Raw genomic sequence first — 21,639 nt, 5'->3', positions numbered from 1 at the left:
CCACCGGAGTCCCCATGCTGCTCGCCGCCACTCCACCGCCGGTCGAGACACCACCGCACACCGGTGGTCTGCTCCTCCTGATCGACGGCACGGCCGGTCTGCTGACCGTCGCCGCCCTGGGCATCGCCCTCCTGCTCTTCCTGATCATCAAGGTCAGGCTCCAGCCGTTCGTCGCCCTGCTCGCGGTCTCCATAGCCGTCGGCCTCGGCGCCGGTCTCTCGGTCACCGAACTCTTCGGCACCGTGCAGAAATCCGCCGCCGTCTCGGTCATCGAGTCCGGCATGGGCGGCATCCTCGGCCATGTCGCGATCATCATCGGGCTCGGCACCATGCTCGGCGCGATCCTCGAAGTGTCCGGCGGGGCCGAGGTCTTGAGCGCCCGGCTGCTGAACGCCTTCGGTGAGAAGCGCGCCCCGCTCGCCATGGGGATGACGGGCCTCGTCTTCGGTATCCCGGTCTTCTTCGACGTCGGCATCTTCGTCCTCGCGCCGATCGTGTACGCCGCCGCCAAGCGCTCCGGCAAATCGATCCTGCTCTACGCGATGCCGCTGCTGGCGGGCCTGTCGATGACCCACGCGTTCCTGCCGCCGCACCCGGGGCCGGTGGCCGCCGCCGGACTCTTCAACGTGTCGCTGGGCTGGGTCATCCTGATGGGCGTCGTCGTCGGCATCCCGTCCGTCATCGCCGCCTGGGGCTACTCCGCCTGGATCGGCAAGCGCGTCTTCGTCGACGTACCGCAGGACATGGTGGAGGCCGCCGAGGAGGCCAAGGCCGCCGTCGCCGCCGAACAGCGCGCCGCGGGCGTCACCCCGCACGAGAAGCCGGTCCCGCTCCTGACGGTCCTCGCGATCATCGGCACCCCGCTGATCCTGATCCTCGCCGCGACGTTCTCCTCCATCGCCCTGGACCCGTCCACGCTCCGCTCGGTGATCGAGTTCTTCGGCAACCCGTTCGTCGCCCTGACGATCGCGCTGTTCCTCGCGTACTACCTGCTGGGCATCCGGCGCGGCTGGTCCCGCAAGTCCCTGGAGTCCGTCTCCACGTCCTCGCTCAAGCCCGTCGGCAACATCCTGCTGGTGGTCGGCGCGGGCGGCATCTTCGGCGCGGTCCTCAAGGGCAGCGGCATCGCGGACGCGCTGGCGGACACCTTCAACGACGTGGGCCTGCCCGTCATCCTGCTCGCCTGGCTGATCTCGGTCGTCCTGCGCGTCGCCCAGGGCTCGGCCACGGTGGCGATCGTCACGACGGCCGGCATCGTGGTCCCGCTGGTCGAGGGCCAGGACCTCTCCCAGGCCCACCTCGCGCTGATCATCATGGCGATCTCGGCGGGCTCGATCTTCGCCTCGCACGTGAATGACGGCGGCTTCTGGATGGTGTCGAAGTATTTCGGCATCAGCGAGCGCGACACCCTGAAGTCCTGGACGGTCCTGGAGACGGTGCTCTCGGTCGCGGGCTTCGTGGTCGCGGCGCTGCTCAGCCTGGTCATCTAGCTTCCCCGGCAGGGGATCCGACTCCGGCGGGCCTACGGTGCTGTCGCGCCCGTAGGCCCGCCGGCCCCGTCATACCGCCAGGACCGGGACGTCGTACTGCGGGATCCAGGTGTCACGGGTGACGATGGTCATCCCCTCCACCTGCGCCTGGGCGACCAGTATCCGGTCGAAGGGGTCGCGGTGCAGGGCCGGCAGTCTGCCCGCCCGCACTCCGTGGCCCGCCGTGATCGGCAGCGCGGTGAACTGGCTGTCGCGTACGCGCTCCGCCAGGTCGTCCGGGCCCTTCAGCTTTCCCAGGGACTGCTTGACGGCGATCTCCCACGCGGAGACCGCGCTGAGGTGTACCGACGGCTCCGTGTCCAGCAGCTCTTTGGCCTGGTCGGAGAGTTCCTCGGAGTCCGCGAGCCACCAGAGGACCACATGGGTGTCGAGCAGGAGACGCATCAGCGCATCCCGAGGGCGTCGGCGATGTCGTCGGGGAGCTCGTCGAAGTCGTCCGCGATGTGGATGCGACCCGCCAGCGACCCCCGCCCGGTCCTCCGTACCTTCGGGTGCAGGGGCACCACCTTGGCAACGGGCTCGCCGGCCTTGCTGATGACGACCTCCTCGCCGGTGGCGACCTGCTCCAGGATCCGGGAGAAGTGCGTCTTGGCCTCGTGCACGTTGTACTGCCGGGCTGATTCCATGGCTGCCTCACCAGAGGGCGAAGAGGTGGACTAAGGGCTGGACTAAGGTTACCTCGGGCTGCCTGGGTCCACCTCGCGGCGGGCCTCGGCCCGCCGATTCCGTGCACACCCCTTGTGCTGCACCCGCCGACTGCGCTTCCTTGATCAGCATGGCGGAGACAAGCGCAACCACAGCGACAGGGGAGCCGGCCTCCCGACCACGTAAGTCCAGCTGGAAGTACATCGGCCCCGGCATCGTCGTCGCGGCGACCGGGGTCGGGGCCGGCGACCTGGTCGCGACGCTGATCGCGGGCAGCAAGTTCGGCTACACCCTGATGTGGGCGGCGGTCATCGGCTGCGTCGTCAAGATCTCGCTCGCCGAGGCGGCCGGCCGCTGGCACCTGGCGACCGGCCGTACGCTCTTCGACGGCTGGCGCAGCCTGGGCCCCTGGACCACGGTCTACTTCGCGATCTACGTCGTGATCTGGGGCTTCATCTACGGGGCGACGGCCATGTCGTCCAGCGCCCTGCCCATCGTGGCGCTGTTCCCCGACGGGCCGGGGCTGAAGTTCTGGGCGATCGTCACCGGGCTGATCGGGCTGGCCTTCGTCTGGTTCAACCGGTACGCCGTCTTCGAGAAGGTCATGACGGTCCTGATCGGCATCATGTTCGTGGTGGTCGTCTACGTGGCGATCCGCGTCGTCCCGGACGTCGGGGCCTCGTTCGCCGGGCTGCTGCCCGTGCTCCCGGACGGCTCGCTCCTCTACACCCTCGGGCTGATCGGCGGCGTCGGCGGCACGATCACGATGGCCGCGTACGGGTACTGGGTCAACGCCAAGGGCTGGAGCAACTCCTCCTGGATGAAGGTGATGCGGCTCGACAACCGGGTCGCCTACATCACCACCGGCGTCTTCGTCGTGGCGATGCTCATCGTCGGAGCCGAGCTGCTGCACGCCTCGCAGGTCGCCCTCACCTCCGGGGACCGCGGGCTGATCGACCTGGGCGAGGTGCTGGAGGACCGGTTCGGCGCGGGCACCGCCAAGCTCTTCCTGGTGGGCTTCTTCGCCACGTCGTTCTCGTCGCTGATCGGCGTCTGGCACGGGGTGAGCCTGATGTTCGCCGACTTCGTGGAGCGGTTCCGGGCCCCGGCGGCCGGAGCGGCGAAGGCCGAGGAACACGAGGGGCCGGCCGCCGCCGAGCGCCGCCAGCGGTCGCTGCCCTTCCGGGCGTACCTCCTCTGGCTGACCTTCCCGCCGATGACCCTGCTCTGGCTGGACGAACCCTTCGGCCTGGTCATCGCGTACGGGGTGCTCGGCGCGTTCTTCATGCCGTTCCTCGCCCTGACCCTGCTCTGGCTGCTCAACTCCTCCCGTACGCCCGGGGAGTGGCGCAACGGCTGGCTCAGCAACGGGATGCTCGCGCTGGCCGGGCTGCTGTTCGTCGTGCTGTGCGTGCAGCAAGTGCGCGACCTGCCCTGGTGAGCAAGGCCGATGAAACGCCGCAGCGCCGCCGGGGGAGCGGCGGCGCTGCAGGTTCGGAGGATCGCTGAGCGATACGGCTACGGCAGGCTGCGGACGTGCGGGCCGACCGCCTTCGACCAGGCGAACCCGGCCGTCGCGTCCCAGTTCGTCGACCAGGTCATCGCGCCGCGCAGCGACGGGTAGGTCTTCGACGGCTTGAACGAACCGCAGTTGGTGCCCTTGGTCAGGCAGTCCAGCGCCGCGTTCACGATCGACGGGGCGACATAGCCGCTGCCCGCGCCGCGGGTGGAGGCCGGGACGCCGATACCGACCTGGGACGGGTCGAGGCCGCCCTCCAGCTGGATGCAGGCGAGCGCCGTGAGGAAGTCCACCGAGCCCTGCGAGTACACCTTGCCGTCGCAGCCGAGCATCGAACCGCTGTTGTAATACTGCATGTTGACGACGGTCAGGATGTCCTTGACGTTGAGCGCCGTCTTGAAGTATTCGCCCGACGTCGACTGCATGTCGATGGTCTGCGGAGCCATCGTGAGGACCAGCCCGGGGCCCGCCTTTGCCGACAGCTGGCGCAGCGCCTTCGTCATGTAGGTGGCGTTGAGACCGTTCTCCAGGTCGATGTCGACCCCGTTGAAGCCGTAGTCCTGCATCAGCGCGTACACCGAGTTGGCGAACGCGGTGGCGGAGGCGTCGTTGTCGACCCGGACCGTGCCCAGCTCGCCGCCGATCGAGATGATGACGTTCTTGCCCTGAGCCTGCTTGGCCTTGATGTCCGAACGGAACTGGGCGTCGGTGTAGCCGTTCAGCCCGGCGGTGTCCAGGTTGAAGGTCACCGCGCCCGGCGTCGGCGTGGCGTCCGCGAAGGAGACCGCGATGATGTCGTAGTCGGCCGGGACGTCGCTGAGCTTCTGGACGGCCGCGCCGTTGTTGAAGTTCTGCCAGTAGCCGGTCACCGCGTGCTTGGGCATCGAGGGGCCGGGGCCGGGGCCCGTTCCCTGCTTGGCCGTACGGGCGCTGACGGCGGCCGACTTGACCGACTCACCGGCCGCGTTGGTGGCGCTCACCGAGAACTGGTAGGCGGTGTCCGCGGTCAGGCCCGTGACGGTCGCCGAGGTGCCGGTGGAGGTGGTGGCCTGCGCGCCGTCCCGGTAGACCTTGTAGCCCGTGGCGCCGGAGACCGCGTTCCAGGAGAGGGCGACGGAGGACGTGGTCGTGGCGCCCGCCGCGAGGCCGGCCGGAGCCGCCGGGACGACCGGGCCCGGCTCCTCGCCGCCCCCGCCGTCCGGACCGGTCACCTCGACGTCGTCGGCGAAGTAGGCGGACTGCCCGTACCAGCCGTGGGTGTAGACGGTCACCGAGGTGGTGTTCGCGCCGGTCCTGAAGCTGGTGGACAGCTTGGTCCAGGTGGAGGAGCCCGGCGTCCAGGTGGAGACGTCGGTGGTTCCGGTGCCGCTCACGCCGAGGTAGGCGTAACCGCCCTGCACCCAGGAGCTCAGCGCGTACGTCGAGTTGGGCTTCACCTTGACCGACTGCGAACACTTGGCGTTGTCCTGGCCGGCCGGGGTGGCCTTCAGCGCGGACGTGCCGCTGCGCACGGGGCTGGAGACGGCGGCGCCGCTCCCCCCTGAGCAGGTCCAGTTGGCGAGGCCCGACTCGAAGCCCGCGTTCTTGGCGTTGTTCACGTCGGCGGCCTGGGCGGTGCTGACGAGCCCGGTGACGGTCAGGGCGGCGGCCGCGACGACGGCGAGGGTGCCACCGAGCACGGGCCGGGAGCGACGGCGTCTTCTGTGACTGCGGCCTGCGGAGCGTTCCACTGGTGCCTCCGGGGGGAGTTGGGGGTGCCGGGGATGGGCGGTGCGGTGCAGTGCGCATAAACTGGTCCAGACCAATCAAGTTGTCAAGACCTCTGGCAGTGAAAGGCCCTCCGCGCGGGCGGACGCGAGGAGCCGCGCCCACCCCCGTACGGGGGTGCCGGGACCGCGGATTCCGGCCCGGGGGCGGCCCCGCGACCGCACGTCGCCCCCCGCACGAGTGATCTTGCGGGAGATCTTCGGGCGGTCACGGAAACGCCCTTACGGAAAGGGGGCCGGTCGCCTCGAAATCCAGGTTGACGTGCGCGAATGGATACCTGATCGAAAACCGGACGCGCGATTCGGTAACGCTCCGCAGCGATAGCTGAGTTGGGCGGAATCGATTTCATCCCGTTTAGCACCCGGCCCCCGTTGGAACGGTGTTCGCATGGTGCCGTACTGGTCTCCGATAACTGTTCTCTGCCTGGTGAGACGTGGCTAAAGTGCTGGGGCAGGAGCACGGAGCAGGAGCGATTGCGGCCGGCGTCCCCACGTCGACCGGAGCCGAAACGGGGAGAGCGTGCCGACCGCGATAGCAGTGACGAGCGCAGACCTGGTGCTGCCGCCCACCGACCAGCAGACACCGACCGCCGCTCTGCTCCAGGCCCCCGAGGCCCAGGCGCTGGAGCCGGCGATCGGCGACATGCACTTGCTGCTGGAACAGCACGGGTATGTGATCGCCCTCTACCCCGCGGGCATCCGGCCCGCGCACGAGCGCCGCCTCCACTCCATCCGCTCGGTGCTGGAGAGCGACCGGATCGCCCTGGTCAAGGTGGATCTCCCGCCCCTCGGCGTCGCCGTACTGGTGCGCCAGCTGCGGCAGTTGTCCATCTGCGACTTCAGCCCCGGGGTGGTCGCCTCCGCCGCCCGGCTGCTCTCGCACTACATCTACGCGGGCGCCCTCCTCAACTCCGTCGCCCGGCTCGACCGGGTGCCGGTCAGCCTCAAGAGCCACGCCAAGTCCTGGGTTCCCGGATCCCAGTTCGCCGTGCTCGCCGGACCCCAGCCGCAGCTGGTGAAAGTGGGCCCGGCCGCCGAACCGCTGGCGGGTCCGGATTTCGGTACGCATCTTCTGGTGGCCAAAGGGAATCTGCAGTCCGACTGGGTACCGGAGACCCTTGCGCCCGCCTGGAAGGTCCAGGCCATTCACGACACCGCGGTCCCGGTTGACTCACCGCGCTGGTGGGGTACGGGAAAGCTGGTGGAGTTCGCCGCCCATCTCCCGGACCTCTCCGTGCTCTACCAGCTCGTCTCCTCCGTACGCCGGGAAAAGTGTCACTGGTGCGCCATGGAACTCATCGGTGACCGTTGCGCATTCTGTTCCGCTCCTCTCGCGGTTTCGGAGAACCGCATGCTCCCCGCAGGTGTCCAACACCACGGGACCGATGAATCACCGGGCCCCTGACGCGACCGCTCCCCGCACGATCCGATCCGTCCCCCTCGCACGACCCGCCCCGCTCGCACGGTCCGTCCCACCCGCCCGGCCCGCAGGAGGCCTTCCCCGCTCCCGCCGCCCCTCCCTTGCCCCTTCCCCGTCCCCGAGCTGTTCCAGCCGCCGCGTCCTCCCGCATCCGGCACCCGCGTACGTACCTCTCCGTACCCCTCCGCACCTGCACCGACCAGCGCCACCGCCCCTCCTGCGCCACCGCTCGCTCCGCGCCACATCCCCTCCGTCCGCTGTTGCCCGTCCCACGCATCCGATTCGAACGAGGTTGTCCGGACCATGAACTCCCGCCAGCGCCGCGGCGTGATACTCCTGCTCCTGTCGGTCCTGTGTGCCTTCGCGGCCTTCGCCGGCGTGCTCTCGGTGATCAGCGACGTCAACTCGAAGGTCGGACCCGAGGTGACGGCGTACCAGCTGAAGACCGATGTGGCTCCGTACACCGCCCTGAACAGCGGCCAGTTCGAGAAGATCAAGATGCCCAAACGGTGGCTCTCGGAGAACGCCGTGACCGACCTGCAGGAGGTCGAGTCGAAGATCGCGGTCACCGAACTCCGCGAAGGCTCTCTGCTCCAGTCGGACATGATGGTCCGCAAGCCCGAACTCCGCGCCGGTGAGCAGGAGATCGCCATCATGATCGACGCCTCCACCGGCGTCGCCGGCAAGATCACGCCGGGTGCGACGGTCAACATCTACGCCACGTTCGCCGGTGAACAGGACGGCGCCGCCGCCCAGTCCAAGGTCATCGTCTCCAACGCCAAGGTGCTGGACGTCGGCGAACTCACCGCTCTGGACCCGAGCGCCGACGATCGGGGCACCCGGGCCACCGAGGCCGTGCCGATCACCTTCGCCCTGAACACGCTGGACACCCAGCGCGTCGCCTACGCCGAGTCCTTCGCGGAGCACGTCCGCCTCGCGCTCGTCGCCCCGGGCAGCGACGGAACCATCCGCCCGGGGGACCGCACCTACACGCTCGACAAGGACAAGTGAGGATGGGATGACCACCAGAATCCTCCCGGCCGTCGGTGACCTCGACGCGGCCCGCTCCGTCACCACCCTGCTCAGCCAGCTTCCCGACGCCGAGCCGGCGACCCCGGTCGGCGACTCCACCCAGCTCATCGACACCCTGGCCCGCCTCGCGGGCGAGGCGCTCGACGAACTGCCCGAGGTGGTGCTGGTCCACGAGCGGATCGGCCCGGTGCCGGCCCTGGAGCTGATCCGGGAGGTGTCGCTGCGGTTCCCCTCCGTCGGCGTCGTCCTGATCACCGCGGACGCCAGCCCGAACCTCTTCGCCAACGCGATGGACTCCGGGGCCCGCGGTCTGGTCACCCTGCCGCTGAGCTACGAGGAGCTGGCCAACCGCGTCCAGGCGGCCGCCCAGTGGTCCGCCGGCGTCCGCCGCCACCTCACCTCCGGCAACGACGTCTTCACCGGCCCCGGCGGCACGGTGGTCACGGTCACCGGGGCCAAGGGCGGCGTCGGCGCGACCGTCACCGCCATCCAACTCGCCCTGGCCGCCCAGGCGTCCGGCAACACGGTGGCGCTGGTGGACATGGATCTCCAGACCGGGGACATCGCCTCGTTCCTCGACGTCCAGTTCCGCCGCTCGCTGGTCGACCTCGCGCTGATCACCGACATATCGCCCCGGGTGCTGTCCGACGCGGTGTTCTCCCACTCCACCGGCCTCGCCCTGCTGCTCGCCCCCGGCGAGGGCGAACGCGGCGAGGAGGTCAGCGACCGTTCGGCCCGCCAGATCGTCAGCGCGCTCCGCACCCGCTACGAGATCGTCGTCATCGACTGCGGCTGCCAGATGAACGGGGCCAACGCGGCGGCCATCGAGATGGCGGACGTGGCCCTGCTGGTCACGACCCCCGACGTGGTCGCGGTGCGCGGCGCGAAGCGCATCGTACGGATGTGGGAACGGCTCCAGATCCGCAAGGCGGAGGAGACGGTCACCCTCGTCAACCGCTTCACCCGCAACACCGAGATCCAGCCGCCGCTGATCCAGAAGATCACCGGCACCCGGGTCGCCTCGGCGGCGGTCCCCGCGAACTTCAAGGAGCTCCAGGCGTCCATCGACTCCGGTCGCCTGCACGAACTGGACGCCAAGAGCACGGTCAAGCAAGCGCTCTGGGGCCTGGCGGGAGAGCTGGGCATCGTCAAGGAGAGCGCGACGGCGAAGAAGAGCGGCAGCGCCCTGATCAAGCGGAACAGCGGCGCCTTCAAGAACGACCGGGGCTCGATCGGACGCCCGCGCCGCCGGCGCGACGGCTCCGGCCGCGGGCCCGGAGACTCCGAGGGGACACGTTGAGCGATGACCACCACGAGGAACAGCCGCAGCGGCATACGGGGGCGGATCACCGCCCTACGTGACCGCGGGGGCCGGGACCGGGACCGCGGCCAGGCGGCCGTGGAGTTCCTGGGCATGACCCCCTTCATCATCCTGATCATGCTGGTGCTGTGGGAGTGCGCCCTGATCGGCTACACGTTCAGCCTGGCGGGCAACGCGGCGGACGTGGGGGCGCGCAAGGGCAGCGGGGCGGAGTTCGCGCCCGATATGGCGTGCGAGCAGGGCGCGCTGAAGGACCTGCCCGACGCCTGGTCGGAGAGCGCCGACGTCTCCTGTGGCGGCGGCAGCGGGCTGTACGAGGCCACGGTGAAGCTGAAGGTGCCGGTGCTGGTGCCGGGCCTGTTCGACCTCGACACGGAGATCACCGGCAAGGCCGGCTCGCCGAGGGAGGACCAGTGATGACGACGCGCCCGCACCGGGAGAACGATCGCGACCGGGGCCAGGTGGCCATGGAGTACCTCGGCTTCCTCCCCCTCCTGCTCCTCGTCGCGATGGCGGCCATCCAGCTCGGCATCGCCGCGTACGCCGCCAACCAGGCGGGCACGGCCGCCCGGGCCGGGGCCCGTACGGCAGCCAGTGTCGACGCCCGGGGCGGCGGCCAGTCCAACGCCCGCGACGCGGTCAGCGACTGGGTGGAGAGCGGCGGATTCCGCTACGACGAGAGCGGCGGCCGGGACATCACGGTCACGGTCGAGGTCAAGGTGCCCTCCGTCGTGCCGGGACTGGACGGCTGGTGGGCCAAGCGGAGCGCCACCATGCCCAACGAGAGATCCCCCTTCTGACCCGCGCCACCCGAGATCCGCAGCCGACCTCGCCCATCCGAGATCCGCATCCGACCCGCCCCATCCGAGATCCGCGGCCGATCTCGCCCATCCGAGATCCCCTTCCGACCCCGCCCCATCCGAGATTCCGACCCCGACGAGGAGAGTTACGCCGATGAGCCTGCGGGCACGCATGACCGCTCCGGAGGAGCAGGGCGGGGCACGGGAGGACAGCCACATGGTGGCCACCTACCGGGCCAAGCTGCTGGAGGAGATCGACCTCGCGGAGATGTCCTCGCTGGCCGCCGCCGACCGGCGGGCCCGGCTGGAACGCGTCCTCGGCCACATCATCAGCCGCGAGGGCCCGGTCCTCTCCACCGTCGAGCGCTCGCAGCTCATCCGCCGCGTCGTCGACGAGGCGCTCGGCCTCGGCATCCTGGAACCGCTCCTGGAGGACGCGTCCATCACCGAGATCATGGTCAACGGCCCCGACCAGATCTTCGTCGAGCGCAACGGCAAGGTCGAACAGCTCCCGATGCGCTTCGGCTCCCACGAGCAGCTGATGCAGACCATCGAGCGGATCGTGTCGACCGTCAACCGCCGCGTCGACGAGTCCAACCCGATGGTCGACGCCCGCCTGCCCAGCGGCGAACGGGTCAACGTGATCATCCCGCCGCTGTCGCTGACCGGCGCGACGCTCACCATCCGCCGCTTCCCGCGCTCCTTCACCCTTCAGGAGATGATCAGCTTCGGCTCGCTGGACGAACAGATGCTGGTGCTGCTCGCCGGGCTCGTCCAGGCCAAGCTCAACATCATCGTCTCGGGGGCCACCGGCACCGGCAAGACGACCCTGCTCAACGCGCTCTCCGGGTTGATCCCGAACGCCGAGCGCATCGTCACCATCGAGGACTCCGCCGAGCTTCAACTCCAGCAGAGCCATGTGATCCGGCTGGAGTCCCGCCCGGCGAACGTCGAGGGCAAGGGCCAGATCACCATCCGCGACCTGGTCCGCAACTCGCTGCGTATGCGCCCCGACCGGATCGTCGTCGGTGAGGTCCGAGGCGGCGAGTCGCTCGACATGCTCCAGGCGATGTCCACCGGTCACGACGGCTCGCTGGCGACCGTGCACGCCAACAGCGCCGAGGACGCGCTGATGCGGCTCCAGACGCTCGCCTCGATGTCGGAGGTCGAGATCCCGTTCGAGGCGCTGCACGACCAGATCAACAGCGCGGTCGACGTGATCGTCCAGCTCACCCGGCACGCCGACGGCGCCAGGAAGGTCACCGAGATCGCCGTCCTGGACAGCCACGGCCGCGACCCGTACCGCATCGTCACGGTCGCCCGCTTCAACGCCCGGCCGATGTCCCCCGACGGCCGGATCCACGGCGACTTCCAGTACCTCCCGCTGCCCCGGAGGGTCGCCGAGCGCCTCTACCTGGCCAGCCAGCCCATTCCGCAGGCGTTCGGCGTCGCCCAGTCCGCCGAACAGCTCGCCACCCGAGAGGCCAACTAGGTACCGAGCCATGGACAACGTCAACCTCCCCCTGGTCACCGTCGGCGTCACCCTGCTGTGCTGCGTGCTCGGCGTGATGGGCCTGTACGCCTACTCCGGCGGCAAGGCCGACCGCGACGCCCTCGTCGAGCGGCTCTCGCACGTCGGCCAGATCCCCGAGACGGGCCGCGTCCGCCGCTTCAAGGGCCTCGACCGCAGGCTGCGCGCCACCGCGCTCGGCCGGAAGCTGGAGCTGAAGCTCGCCGCGACCGGCCTGGACATCACCCCCGGTGAGTTCCTCGTCTACGCGCTCGTCGCGATGGCCGGGCTGTGGATGATCGCCTCCTCTTTGCTCGCCGCGTTCTTCGGCCCGGTCGCCGCCCTGATCGGCCTCTGGGGCACCAACGCGTTCCTCAACTGGCAGCGGATCAAGCGCACCGAGCGCTTCATCAACCAGCTCCCGGAGCTCTCCCGCATCCTCGCCAACGCCACCCAGGCGGGCCTGGCCCTGCGTACCTCACTGTCGATGGCCGCCGAGGAGATGGAGAACCCGGCCGGCGAGGAACTGGCCCGGGTGGCACGGCGCCTGGCCGTGGGCGAACCGCTGGAGGACGCGCTGAGCGAACTGACCGACCGGCTCCCCTCCCGCGAACTCGTAGTCCTGGTCACCACCTTGGTCCTCTCCAACCGGGCGGGCGGTACGGTCGTCAGCTCGCTGCGCAACCTCACCGAGACCCTGGAGGAGCGCAAGGAGACCCGCCGCGAGGTCAAGACCCAGCTCTCCCAGGTCACCGTCACCGCCTACGCCGTACCCATCTTCGGCATCGGCGCGATGCTCCTGATGAACGCGGTCATGCCCGGAGCCCTGGACCGGATGACGGGGGCCTTCATCGGCCAGGCCGCGGTGGTCGTGGCCATCGTGCTGTACGCCATCGGCTTCGTGGTCATCCGCCGCCTGTCCCGTATCGACGTCTGACGAGCTGAGGGGAAGAACCGCATGGACCTGCTGCTAGCCCTGGTCGTCGGACTCGCCGTCTACGGGGCCATCCACGGCATCCGCATGTACCGGGCCGACGCCAAACTCCCCGGCGACCTGGCCGTCGCCCTGGAGTCCGGCTCCTCCCGCACCAGTACGGTCGGCTCCGGCATCGACCGCCTCGGCATCCGCTGGGCCCCCGCGGTCCTGCGGATGATGGGCCCCAAGGCCGTCAACAAGAAGCGCCGCCAGATCGACCTGGCGGGCAACCCCGGCGGCCTCACCATCGACCGTTACGCGGCCCGCCGCGCGGTCTACGGCGCGCTGGGCCTCCTCGGAGCCTTCTCCATGCTCCTCCGGGGCCAGCTCTTCCTCGCCCTCCTGATGATCGCCTTCGGCCTGTTCTGGGTGGAGGCGGGCATCTGGTCGGCGATCCGGGTCCGCCGCGAGCACATCGAACGCACCCTGCCGGACTTCCTCGACGTGCTGGCCGTCGTCGTCTCGGCCGGGCTCGGCTTCCGGCAGGCGCTGGACCGGGTCGCGGAGAAGTACGAGGGCCCGTGGTCCGACGAACTGCGCATCACGCTCCGCCAGATGGACATGGGTGTCAGCCGCCGCCAGGCCTTCGAGGAACTGCGCAGACGCAACGACTCCGAACAGGTCGCCATGTTCGTCACCACGCTCCAGCAGGGCGAGGAGCTGGGCGCGCCGATCGTCGAGACGCTCATCCAGATCGCCAACGACATGCGCCGCACCGACGCGCAGAACGCCCGCCGCAAGGCGGCCAGGGCGGTCCCGAAGGCGACGTTCGCGGTGACCACGTTCCTGCTGCCCGGCACGCTCCTTCTGCTCACGGTCGGATTCGTGTACGGAGCCGACGTCGACTTCGGGTCGCTCACGGGAGGGTGACATGAACGAGGGACGGGATGGGGACGGAGACCTGGAGGCCTTACGGGACACGAGACGGACACGGGACACGCGACGGAGGTGACAGGCGCATGGCATACCAACTCGGCAGCGCGCAGCCCGGACTGACCGCGGAACTGACCCGCGTCCACACCGGCACCCCGGCCCGCCCGGCCTTCGCCATCCAGGTCAACGCACTCCAGGCGATGTGCCGCCAGGTCTTCGGCTTCCGCCTGGCCATGATCGCGATAGCGACTCCGTACGCCATCAGCCACACCGCCCCCGGCCTGCCCACCTGGTTCATCGGCTCGGCGATCCTGGTCACCTTCATGGGCTCGTACGTCCTGTTCCGGGACTGGGAGCGCTTCGGCCCGGTCCTCCTCCGCCACCCCTGGCTGCTGGCCGTCGACGCGTTCTTCGGCGCCCTCCTCCTGATCACCGCCACGCCCGAGTCGACCCTCGCCTACGTCACCGTCTGCACCCCGCTGCTGGCGGGCCTGGTCCACGGCTGGCGCGGGGCGGCGGTCTTCGCGGCGCTCCAGGTGATCATCGTCGTCGGCGTGTACGCCAGCGTCCCGAAGCTGGAGGCGGGCGGGGCGACGGCGCTCCTGCTCCCCGGCTTCTGCGTGATCGCCGGGGCGGTCGGGGTCACCCTGCGCAACCTGCTCCTGCGCTTCGGGGCGGCCACCCAGGCGCTCACCGAGACCCGGGCGCGGCTGGCGGTGAACGAGGCGGTGGAGGGCGAACGCACACGCCTGGCACGGGAGATGCACGACTCGGTCGCCAAGACCCTGCACGGCCTGGCGCTGGCCGCCGACGGCCTGGCCTGCTCGGCGGACCGCATGGACCCGCCCACCGTGAAACTCCAGGCGGAACTGGTCGCCCGAGCCGCCCGCCGGGCCGCCGCCGAGTCCCGGGAACTGCTCACGGACCTGCGCCGGGAACAGGGCCTGGAGGCCGGCGTGGACCTGGTCGCGGAACTGGCTTCGCAAGCCCAGGACTTCACCGCCCGCCACCCGATCACGGCCACGTTCCGCCGCCTGTCCGAGGAGACCCCGGTCCCACCGGTCCCGCAGGCGGTGGCCCGCCAGCTCCTCACGGTCGCCTCGGAGGCCATGGAGAACGCGCACCGTCACGCGTCCCCGACATACCTGATCGTCCTGGCGGGCGTGAAGGGCGACATGCTCCGCGTCACCGTGTACGACGACGGCCGCGGCCTGCCCGCCGGAACCACGTTGGAAGGGCTGCGCCGGGCGGGCCACTTCGGCCTGGTCGGCATGGTCGAGCGGGCTGCCTCGATCGGGGCCCGGATCAGGATCGGCCGGGGGAAGGCGGAGAAGGGGACGGAGGTACGGGTGGAGCTCCCGCTGGCGGCACTGGAGAGCCCGACGGCAGAAGGCGCCACCGCGCCAACACCTTTCCCCGCCCCCACGCCCGCGCCGCCGCCTGCACCAGCACCAGCACCAGCACCAGCTTCTCGAACTCCCGCCGCCCGAGAGGGCCACAACCCCCACCCGTAATCCGTAACCCTCGACCCTGAGAGGAGGTCGCAGCATGCCGGACGATGTGTTCCCCACGCCGAACCGCGACGGGGCGGCAACTCACCACCACGCCCCCCAGCACCCGCCGTCGCACATCCCGCTCACCCCGGCCCCCGGCCCCGCCGAACACCCCGGGCCCCAGCACGCAGCGATCCAGTCCCCGTCCCCGTCTCCCTTCCCTCCGGGCCCCACCGCCCCGACCGTCGAACGCCTCCGGGTGGTGGTCGCGGACGACAACCCGGTGGTCCGTGCGGGCCTGGGCGTACTGCTCTCCGGCCGAGCGGACATCCAGGTGGTCGCGGAGGCGGCGGACGGCCGGGAGGCGTACGAGAAGACGCTCGAACACCGCCCGGACGTCGTCCTGCTGGACGTCCGTATGCCCGGTGTCGACGGCATCTCGGCCCTGCCGCACCTGGTCGGCATCGCGCCCGTGCTGATGCTGACGTACAGCAGGGAGAGCGAGATAGTCCACGAGGCCTTGCGCCTGGGCGCGGGCGGCTACCTGGTGCACGGCGAGTTCACGGCGAACCAGCTGGTCCAGGCGGTACGCGACACGAAGGACGGCCGCGCCAACTTCACCGTCACCGCCGCGGACGCCCTCCTGGCCCATATGCGCCACGGCACGCCGCCCCAGCGGGGCCCGCTCCCCGAGGGCCTGGGCTCGGCACTGGCGACGGCACCGGCCCAACCGCCGCCGCGCACCGCCGAACCTTCGGAAAGCCTTTCGCAACTGCAACCTGTTGTGGGACAGTCTTCGGTATCCGGGGGGCCGGTATCCACCCCCAACAGGCGGCAGTACGGGCTGAGTTCGAGGGAGGTGGAGGTCATGGACCTGATTGCGTCCGGAATGAGTAATCAGCAGATCGCCGCCACCTGCTTCATCAGTGAGAAGACGGTCAAGAACCACATCAACCGCATCTTCACGAAGCTCCACAGCACGACCCGCAGCGAGGCCATCGCCCACTGGCTGGGCACCGCGCCCCGGACCCCGGGGCGGCGGCCATGACCGAGAGATCCGGCAACGCGAGAACCCAGAAGGCCTTTTGGGCCCGGGAATGGGCCCACGGGCCCTCTGTGGGAGTGCAGGTCCCCCCCTATGTTTCTCACGTCGCCAGCGGCACCGGCCAGGAGGAAGCCGGTAACGAGGGCGGCACCGCAGAAACGCGCGAGTCGGCCGGCGACCGGTCGGCCGAACCCGGAGGGGAACACCATGTCGGACATCACCCTGAAGACCGCCGTCCGCGTCAACGGCTGGGCCAACACCGCCGTCAGCCGCCTTCAGAAGCGGTACGCGGCGAAGGACCGGGGGCAGACGGCGTTCGAGTACCTGGGGATCATCCTGGTGGTCGTGGCGATCATCGGGGCGATCGCGGCCTCCGGGATCGGCGGGAACATCTCCGGTCGCATCGACGGCCTGGTGACCTCCATCACCTCGAAGTGATCCAGCAGCCACGGTCGGACCGAGGGCAGGCCTTCCCCATCTACATCATGATGGTGGCGGGTCTGCTCTTCCTTGCGTTGGCGTTCTTCGCTGTCGGCAAGGCTTCCGCCTTGCGCAACGGATCCCAGGGTGCCGCCGACGCCGCCGCCCTGGCCGCCGCTCAGAAGGCGCGGGACAATTTCGGGCCCGGATTCCTCAGCTCGCTGCCACTCAACACGCTGGACGTCTTCCTCAACAAGCCCTTCGTCGCGCCCTGCGCCGAGGCGCAACGACTGGCCGTCGCCAACGACGCGGACGAGAAGCTTTGCTATCCGACTCCCGGATATCTGCGTGACCGGATCACGGTCGAGGTAGAGGGACGCAAGCCGGTGGACTCGCCGGTGATTCCCGGTTCGGAGAACAAGAAGGCCAAGGCCGAGGCCACCGCGCTGATTGAGTTCAACTGTCCTAATCCGAAGGCTGTGGACGTCAACAGCGACGGTGTCCAGGACCTCTTCGTCTTCACATGCCGGTCCGGCGAGATAGTCGAGATCACAACGGCCGAGATCACTCCTGGCCTGTGGGAGACGGTGAGCAGAACTCTCTTCGACGTGCGGTTGGTCGACCAGTGACAGCGAAGCGAACGACGAGTAGAGGAATCGGACCATGAGCATGCGGCGGACCACGACGACCAGAAGGGCGATGGCGGCTGTCACAGTGACGGCCGCCCTGGCCCTCGCGCTCGCCGGCTGTGGCGACGACGGAGGCGAAGAGCCCAGGACCGAGGGCTCCAGCACACCGTCCGCCCCTGCCAGCCCGTCCGCGGAGGACAAGGGCGAGTCGCAGCAGGAAGACACTGCGGCGGGGGAGAACGTGGACCCGGATGCCAAATTGGCCGAGGCGCGGGGCGAGGAGGGGCTGACACTCGTCGTTACCCAGGTCAAGCGTGACGCGGGCGGCTTCGTCACCGTGCAGGCGTCGATCAAGAACGGCGGTGATGGGACTCGTAACACTGCCAGCTGGGGTGGGCAGGAACAATCGGTTGTCCGGAAGAATCCCAACTCGGTAGCCGGTGCGACCTTGGTCGACAAGGTCGGCAAGAAGCGGTACTACGTTCTACGGGACACCGACGCCCGGTGCTTGTGCACGACGGCGATCGCCCCGTTGGCACCGGGTGAGACCGCCTCGGTCTTTATGCAGTTCCCCGCCCCGCCGCAGGGAACGACCGAGGTCGACTTCAACCTTCCGACCTTCGCCACCACCTCGCTGAAGATTTCTGGGTGAGTGCGGCCATGAAGACCACCACGCGCGCCGGCGCCGCGCGCAACGTAGGGCAAGCCGTCGCGGTCGCCGTACTGATCGCCGGCACCACGCTACTCGGGGCCTCGCCTTCGTACGCCGACGACGGGCCGAGCGTCCCGCCCGGTACGGAGGCGACGTCGGAGCCACCCGTTCCCGTCGACCCGAACGACCCGGACCTGAAGATGCCGGAGGGCGGCACCCTCGCCCCCGGCCGGGTCCTCGACATCGTCCAGGTCGTCGAAGACCTCGGCGGCGAGGAACGCCGCGAGGACAGCAACGCCGACATCAAGTTCGCGCTCCAGGCGGAAGTCCTCTTCGGCAAGGACAGCGCGAAGCTCGGCTCGGCGGCCAACGCCCGTATCGCCGCCATCGCCGAGGAGATCAAGAAGCAGAACGCGACCAAGGTCCGCGTCTTCGGCTTCACCGACAACCTCGGCTCCTCGGCCCACGGAGACGTCCTATCCAAGCAGCGGGCCGACGCCGTGCACGGGGTCCTGTCGAAGGAGCTCGGCCCCACGATCACGTACGAGATCCGGGGCTACGGCGAGCAGTACCCGATCGCCAGCAACAGCAACGAAGAGGGCCGGAAGAAGAACCGCCGCGTGGAGGTGTCCTTCCCGCGCGGAGAGGGGTCCTGACTGGCCACTCCCCACCCCACCCCACCCCACCCCACCCCACCCCACCCCACACCGCACCCGCCGCCGCTCTCTCAGCGATGGCGGGTGCGGGCGTATGTGGAGGACGGACGGTGTCCAGCGAGCCGTGTCGTCGTGCGGGCGGAGGGCGTGATTGCGCTCACCGAGCGCATACCGGACGCGCTGAGCGTCCTGGCGACGAGGCCTGTGCGGTGGCCCGCAGGCCCGTCCGCGGCTCGTCCGACCACGCTTCCGGGCGGCCGGGGCCTGCCGCCTGACGCCCCGGCACCATCGGTTCGGACCGCCCCGCCGTCCCCATGATCGGAAACCGGCCACATCCTCGCCGCGCCCGTCACCCGAACGGCGGACCGTCGTTTGTGTTGTGGGCCGGAATCCGGACTGCCCGGCGTAGCAGACTGTGACACGCCGCGCGTCGCTGACACGTTCATCAGGTGAGGTGCCGCGGTGCGCATACGAACAGTCGTCGAGGAAGGTGTGATGGGTGTGGAGGCCCACGCGACGAACGAACGGGTGACGGGACGCAGGTGGACGGTGCGGCTGGATCCCGTCGGCCGTGGACGTGCGGACGTACGCGTCTCGTGCAGCAGGCCCGCCTGCGCCGCGCAGGTGCTGCCCTCCGCGGGCGCCGGCCGCACGGCGGCGGTCGCGCATCTGAAGGCCCACCTGCGCGCGGGGGCGGCCCCCCGTCCCTCGGCGCACTGCGCCTGCCGGGCCGAGGAATGCCACACACACATCCGCCCCGCCGGACCGCGTGAGCGCCCCGCGCCCTGGAGGTGCGGGGGAGCGGTCGTCCTGGTCGTCGTCACGGACCGGGAAGGGCGATGGTGGCAGGTCATGGAGTGCTGCTCGCGCTGTGCGGCCGCCCACCCCACCGCGAAGATCGTCGCCACCGCTCCGGCCGCCGAGGGGCCGACTCCGGCCGACGCCGTTCGCGCCGACACCGTCCGCACCGACACCCCAGCCCCCGCGGCGACCCTGTCGGCTGTCGGCCCGCACTTCTCGCACAGCGCCCCCGCGACCGCCGTCCCGCGCCAGGTGCCGGCTCCCCGGTCCACGAGGCCGGTGCGGAAGCGCCCCCGGCGGGGGAGGATCGCTCAGCGCTTCGTCCCGCACGACCTGCGGCCCGTCGCGCTGCGGGACGAACTCACCGAACTCGGCGAACTCTTCCGCGCCTATCAGCAGCGCCCCGAACCCGACCTCGCGGTGCTCGCCGACCTCCACGCCCGCAAGGCGGAAGCCTTCTTCGCCTGGGCCGAAGTCACCGCCGATACCGGGCTGCGCCTCGACGCCCGGCGAGCCGAACAGGCCGCCGCCACCGCCCGCCTCCAGCATCTGCACCGCATCGGCCAGGCTCCGGACGGCGAAGGGCCCGCTGTCGCACGGCTGCTGACCGCCCCGGCCCAGTGGGACCACGCACGAGCCGTTCTCGCACACGTAGCCGCCCACGCGCCGCTGCCGGGTGCGGAGGCCGAGGCCCGCCTGCTGATGGTGATGCTGACACTGCGCACCGCGCACGCCGGTGTCGGCAACCTCGTCGGGCAGGACCTCAAGGGGCTGCCCCTACGGGATCCCGAGCATCTGGTGGGACAACTGCTGGAGTGCGGCTGGCTGGACATCTCCGGAACCGTCGAGGAACTGATCGCCTCCCGCCCGGAAAGCCCCACCCGGATCAGCGTGCCGTCCCTGACGCCCGACGACAACGACCCCGGCCCGTTCACGTTCGGCAAGAAGATGCGCCCCAAACTCAGCGGGTGGGCCCAGCGGGTCGTCGGGGAGAAGAAGCTCCGCAAGGCCAAGACCGAGGCCGAGGCACGGTTGCTCGCGCTGGCCCTGGCCACCGGGGCCGACGGCGAAGGACGACTGGGGCGCGAGGGGCAGGGCATCGCCGTGGAGACCCTGTCCTCCTGGTGCGCTGTCGACTCCGGCGACCTGCGGGAGCTCGTGGACCGGCTGACCGCGGCGGACTGGTTGGCGGAGGCGGACGTCACCGACACGCACCTCACCGGCCGGCTGACCGAACGCGTCCTCCCGCTCGGATGCCCTCTGACCTGAGAAGCGGAACGCGGCAGCCGACGCCCGGGGCTTCCGCCTCCCGACAGCCCCGCAGCCCCGGGAGCCCCGGCAGCCTCCGCAGCTCCGACAGGCCTCAAGGCCCCCTTTCCGCTGAACGATTGCCAGGGCCACGGACGTCCGGAGATCATCCGGGCATGACATCAGAGACGATCACCGCCGCCGCCGCATCGGGCACCTGGACCCTCGGCGACCTCGTGGTCAACCGGATCGGCTTCGGGACGATGCGGCTGCCGCAGCAGGGCGAGGCGTTCGACGCCAATGCCGTGCCCGGCGACCGGGACCGTGCGATACGGGTGCTGCGCCGCGCCCGCGAACTCGGCGTGAACCACATCGACACCGCCGCGTTCTACTTCTCGCGGCTCCGCTCCGCCAACGAACTGATCAACAGCGCCCTCGCCCCCTACCCCGACGACCTGGTCATCACCACCAAGGTCGGTCCGGGCCGCGACCCCTCGGGGAAGTGGCAGACCCACGCCACCCCGGAGCAACTGCGCGGGCAGGTCGAGGAGAATCTCCGCCAGCTCGGCCGCGACCACCTCGACGTGGTGAACCTGCGCATCGTGGGCGCCGATTCGGTCCCCGAGCGGTTCGGCGCGCTGGCCGAACTGCGCGAGGCCGGGCTCATCCGGCACCTCGGACTCTCCAACGTCGGGCCCGCGCAGCTCGCCGAAGCCCGGGCCATCGCGCCGGTGGTCTGCGTGCAGAACAAGTACGGAATCGGGTCTCCGCCGGACCAGGACGCGTTCCTCCGGGCCTGCGGTGAGCAGGGGATCGCCTTCGTGCCCTTCTACGCCATCGCGGGCACCGGACGCGAGGCGGGCGCCGCCCCGGACGCCGACGGCGGTGCGCTGCTCACCGTCGCCCGCGCGCACGGCGTGAGTACGGCGCAGGTCCGGCTGGCCTGGACGCTGCACCGCGGCCCCCACGTGCTCGCCATCCCCGGCACCGGCAACCCGGACCACCTGGCCGCCAACGTGGCCGCCGGAGCCCTGCGCCTGACCGCCGACGACCTCGCCGCCCTGGAGGCCCTCCACCGCGGTGGCCCCACGGCCTGACCCGACCGGCCGCGACGACCTGGTCGCTCTGGAGCCGCCCCGTTATGTTTTTCGTGGTCCTGCAATGGGGCCGCTGGCCTCCGGGTCCGGTATGACTGTTGCCCCCTGTCGAAGGGATGACCTGGGGGGTGGTGTCACCGGGCCCGGGAGGTGTCCGTCGGAGACGCTGATCAGAGGTCCGGCTAC

General features: G+C 70.2%; 21 protein-coding genes. 18 read left to right on the top strand and 3 right to left on the bottom strand.

The features are described from left to right. The first annotated feature begins 14 nt into the window (after nt 1–14). Nucleotides 15–1,490 (top strand): GntP family permease, encoded by a 1,476-nt coding sequence (locus ACFWM7_RS15035; RefSeq protein ID WP_383260313.1) that lies wholly within the window; start codon nt 15–17, stop codon nt 1,488–1,490. 69 nt (nt 1,491–1,559) lie between these two features. Here the strand turns inward: ACFWM7_RS15035 and ACFWM7_RS15030 are convergent, their stop codons facing one another. Next, complete coding sequence (locus ACFWM7_RS15030) at nt 1,560–1,934, bottom strand: type II toxin-antitoxin system VapC family toxin (protein ID WP_383260294.1); 375 nt, start codon at nt 1,932–1,934, stop codon at nt 1,560–1,562. Next, nucleotides 1,934–2,176, bottom strand: a complete 243-nt coding sequence (locus ACFWM7_RS15025) for a type II toxin-antitoxin system Phd/YefM family antitoxin (protein ID WP_383260292.1) — start codon at nt 2,174–2,176, stop codon at nt 1,934–1,936. The genes ACFWM7_RS15030 and ACFWM7_RS15025 overlap by 1 nt, the downstream gene beginning before the upstream one ends. Nucleotides 2,177–2,325: 149 nt before the next feature. On the opposite strand from ACFWM7_RS15025, the gene ACFWM7_RS15020 reads away from it, so the two are divergent. Beyond that, a complete protein-coding gene (locus ACFWM7_RS15020) occupies nt 2,326–3,636 on the top strand; it encodes an Nramp family divalent metal transporter (protein WP_383260290.1) in 1,311 nt (436 codons plus the stop codon). Nucleotides 3,637–3,713: 77 nt separating this feature from the next. Here the strand turns inward: ACFWM7_RS15020 and ACFWM7_RS15015 are convergent, their stop codons facing one another. Continuing rightward, a complete protein-coding gene (locus ACFWM7_RS15015; RefSeq protein WP_383260288.1) occupies nt 3,714–5,444 on the bottom strand; it encodes a chitinase in 1,731 nt (576 codons plus the stop codon). 574 nt (nt 5,445–6,018) lie between these two features. Here ACFWM7_RS15015 and ACFWM7_RS15010 point away from each other — a divergent pair. From ACFWM7_RS15010 to ACFWM7_RS14935, 16 genes are all read left to right on the top strand, one after another. After that, nucleotides 6,019–6,885: a hypothetical protein gene (locus tag ACFWM7_RS15010; protein ID WP_383260286.1), complete on the top strand. Its 867-nt coding sequence runs from the start codon at nt 6,019–6,021 to the stop codon at nt 6,883–6,885. Between the two features lie 318 nt (nt 6,886–7,203). Further along, complete coding sequence (gene cpaB / locus ACFWM7_RS15005) at nt 7,204–7,911, top strand: Flp pilus assembly protein CpaB (RefSeq protein WP_205086030.1); 708 nt, start codon at nt 7,204–7,206, stop codon at nt 7,909–7,911. Nucleotides 7,912–7,918: 7 nt separating this feature from the next. Then, nucleotides 7,919–9,232, top strand: coding sequence for a CpaE family protein (locus ACFWM7_RS15000; RefSeq protein WP_383260284.1), 1,314 nt, complete (start codon nt 7,919–7,921; stop codon nt 9,230–9,232). A gap of 3 nt (nt 9,233–9,235) precedes the next feature. Further along, nucleotides 9,236–9,670 carry a TadE family protein gene (locus ACFWM7_RS14995; protein WP_383260282.1) on the top strand — a complete coding sequence of 145 codons (435 nt, stop codon included), beginning with the start codon at nt 9,236–9,238 and terminating at the stop codon, nt 9,668–9,670. Then, nucleotides 9,670–10,053 (top strand): TadE/TadG family type IV pilus assembly protein, encoded by a 384-nt coding sequence (locus ACFWM7_RS14990; RefSeq protein ID WP_383260280.1) that lies wholly within the window; start codon nt 9,670–9,672, stop codon nt 10,051–10,053. The genes ACFWM7_RS14995 and ACFWM7_RS14990 overlap by 1 nt, the downstream gene beginning before the upstream one ends. A 154-nt stretch (nt 10,054–10,207) precedes the next feature. Next, nucleotides 10,208–11,545: a CpaF family protein gene (locus tag ACFWM7_RS14985; protein ID WP_383260278.1), complete on the top strand. Its 1,338-nt coding sequence runs from the start codon at nt 10,208–10,210 to the stop codon at nt 11,543–11,545. 10 nt (nt 11,546–11,555) lie between these two features. Then, on the top strand, nt 11,556–12,500 hold the full coding sequence (locus ACFWM7_RS14980; RefSeq protein ID WP_383260276.1) for a type II secretion system F family protein: 945 nt from the start codon (nt 11,556–11,558) through the stop codon (nt 12,498–12,500). A gap of 21 nt (nt 12,501–12,521) precedes the next feature. Further along, complete coding sequence (locus tag ACFWM7_RS14975) at nt 12,522–13,409, top strand: DUF5936 domain-containing protein (protein WP_383260274.1); 888 nt, start codon at nt 12,522–12,524, stop codon at nt 13,407–13,409. Between the two features lie 89 nt (nt 13,410–13,498). After that, nucleotides 13,499–14,926, top strand: a complete 1,428-nt coding sequence (locus ACFWM7_RS14970; RefSeq protein WP_383260271.1) for a sensor histidine kinase — start codon at nt 13,499–13,501, stop codon at nt 14,924–14,926. Between the two features lie 34 nt (nt 14,927–14,960). Next, complete coding sequence (locus ACFWM7_RS14965; protein ID WP_383260269.1) at nt 14,961–15,953, top strand: response regulator; 993 nt, start codon at nt 14,961–14,963, stop codon at nt 15,951–15,953. A gap of 204 nt (nt 15,954–16,157) precedes the next feature. Beyond that, entirely contained in the window at nt 16,158–16,388 is a 231-nt protein-coding gene (locus ACFWM7_RS14960) for a Flp family type IVb pilin (RefSeq protein WP_383260267.1), read from the top strand. Next, nucleotides 16,385–16,999 carry a pilus assembly protein TadG-related protein gene (locus ACFWM7_RS14955; protein ID WP_383260265.1) on the top strand — a complete coding sequence of 205 codons (615 nt, stop codon included), beginning with the start codon at nt 16,385–16,387 and terminating at the stop codon, nt 16,997–16,999. Before ACFWM7_RS14960 ends, ACFWM7_RS14955 begins: the two co-directional genes overlap by 4 nt. Before the next feature lie 34 nt (nt 17,000–17,033). Beyond that, nucleotides 17,034–17,651 (top strand): hypothetical protein, encoded by a 618-nt coding sequence (locus tag ACFWM7_RS14950; RefSeq protein ID WP_383260261.1) that lies wholly within the window; start codon nt 17,034–17,036, stop codon nt 17,649–17,651. An 8-nt stretch (nt 17,652–17,659) separates the two neighbouring features. Next, nucleotides 17,660–18,307: an OmpA family protein gene (locus ACFWM7_RS14945; RefSeq protein WP_383260259.1), complete on the top strand. Its 648-nt coding sequence runs from the start codon at nt 17,660–17,662 to the stop codon at nt 18,305–18,307. Nucleotides 18,308–18,802: 495 nt separating this feature from the next. Then, nucleotides 18,803–20,377 (top strand): hypothetical protein, encoded by a 1,575-nt coding sequence (locus ACFWM7_RS14940; RefSeq protein WP_383260311.1) that lies wholly within the window; start codon nt 18,803–18,805, stop codon nt 20,375–20,377. 155 nt (nt 20,378–20,532) lie between these two features. Then, a complete protein-coding gene (locus ACFWM7_RS14935) occupies nt 20,533–21,453 on the top strand; it encodes an aldo/keto reductase (RefSeq protein WP_383260257.1) in 921 nt (306 codons plus the stop codon). Nucleotides 21,454–21,639: the final 186 nt, after the last annotated feature.

The sequence above is a fragment of the Streptomyces sp. NPDC058375 genome (assembly GCF_042723425.1).
Classification (GTDB): domain Bacteria; phylum Actinomycetota; class Actinomycetes; order Streptomycetales; family Streptomycetaceae; genus Streptomyces; species Streptomyces durocortorensis.
The sequence above is the reverse complement of the archived record's forward strand: the minus strand, read 5'-3'. Positions and strand labels throughout refer to the sequence as shown.